This window comes from Streptomyces phytophilus (assembly GCF_013870535.1).
Lineage (GTDB): Bacteria > Actinomycetota > Actinomycetes > Streptomycetales > Streptomycetaceae > Streptomyces > Streptomyces phytophilus.
The window spans coordinates 1-1,272 of sequence record NZ_JACBXC010001531.1; the positions used below are offsets into that span (position 1 = coordinate 1).

The 1,272-nt window shown below is 74.4% G+C and carries 1 protein-coding gene; it reads right to left on the minus strand.

The genetic code is table 11. The annotated features are described in order from the left end of the window. Window positions 1–1,272: beta-ketoacyl [acyl carrier protein] synthase domain-containing protein (locus H5J30_RS33995; protein WP_181791667.1), on the minus strand; the 1,272-nt coding region annotated here is incomplete at both ends.

Sequence of the window (1,272 nt, forward strand, 5' to 3'; positions counted from 1 at the left end):
AGCTGACGCCGGCGCGGCGCGGCCCGGCCGCCGCCCCGCCGGACCCGGGCAGGACGGGCCGCTCCCAGGGCGCCGACTCGCGCTGCACGGCGAACGGCGTGCTGTCGAGGTCGAGGTTCGGGTTGAGTTCCGGGGTGTGCAGCAGCGAGGGCACGAGCGTGCCGTGGCGCAGTTGCAGGACGACCTTGGTGACCTGGGCGATGCCGGCCGCCGCCTCGGCGTGGCCCATGGTGGCCTTCACCGAGCCGATGGCGCACGCCGGCCGCCCGTCGCGGCGGTGCGGGGCGGCGGCGTCCGCGTACGCCTCGGTGAGGCCGCGGACCTCGATGGGGTCGCCGAGGCTGGTGCCGGTGCCGTGCGCCTCGACGTAGCCGATGGAGCCGGCGTCGACACCGGCGTCGGCGAGCGCGGCGCGGACCAGCTCGGCCTGGGCGACGGGGTTGGGGACGCCGTAACCGTACGTGCGGCCGTCGCTGTTGACGGCCGAGCCCTTGATGACGGCGTGGATCCGGTCCCCGTCGGCCAGCGCCCGGTCCAGCGGCTTGAGGAGCACCGCGCCGACCGCCTCGGCCGGTACGTAGCCGGTGCCGCCCTCGGCGAAGGCGCGGCACCGGCCGTCCTCGGCGAGGAACCCGGCCTCGGCGAGCATCACGTACTTGCTCGGGTGCAGCGACAGGTTCACCCCGCCGGCCAGCGCCATGGCGCACTCGCCGCGGCGGATGGCGGCGACGGCCAGGTGGATGGCGTAGAGGGAGGAGGAGCAGGCGGTGTCCAGGGTCAGGCTGGGGCCGCCGAGGTTGAGCAGGTGCGAGATGCGGTTGGCGACGGAGAAGGTCTGCGAGCCGACGATGCGCCAGCGGCCCTCGTCCAGGTCGCCGCCCGCGAACATCTGGTAGTTGTTGTAGGTCACCCCGGCGAAGACGCCCACCGAGCCGCGCTCGTCGCCGAGTTCGGGGTCCGCCAGCGAGGCGGGGGTGTAGCCGGCGTCCTCCAGCGTCTCCCACGCGGTGGTGAGGAAGAGCCGCTCCTGCGGGTCGAGCAGCCGGGCGTCGCGCGGCGAGATGTGGAAGAACTGCGGGTCGAAGGCGTCCACGTCGTCCAGGAAGCCGCCCCAGCGGGGCCACTGGTCGCCGAACTTCTCCCGTGCCAGCTCCGCATAGCGGCGGTAGCCGGGGCGGTCGAGGGGTATCTCGTCCACGCAGTCGTCGCCGGCCAGCAGCCGGTCCCAGAAGTCGGCCAGCGTGGGGGCCTTGGGGTAGCGGCCGCTGATGC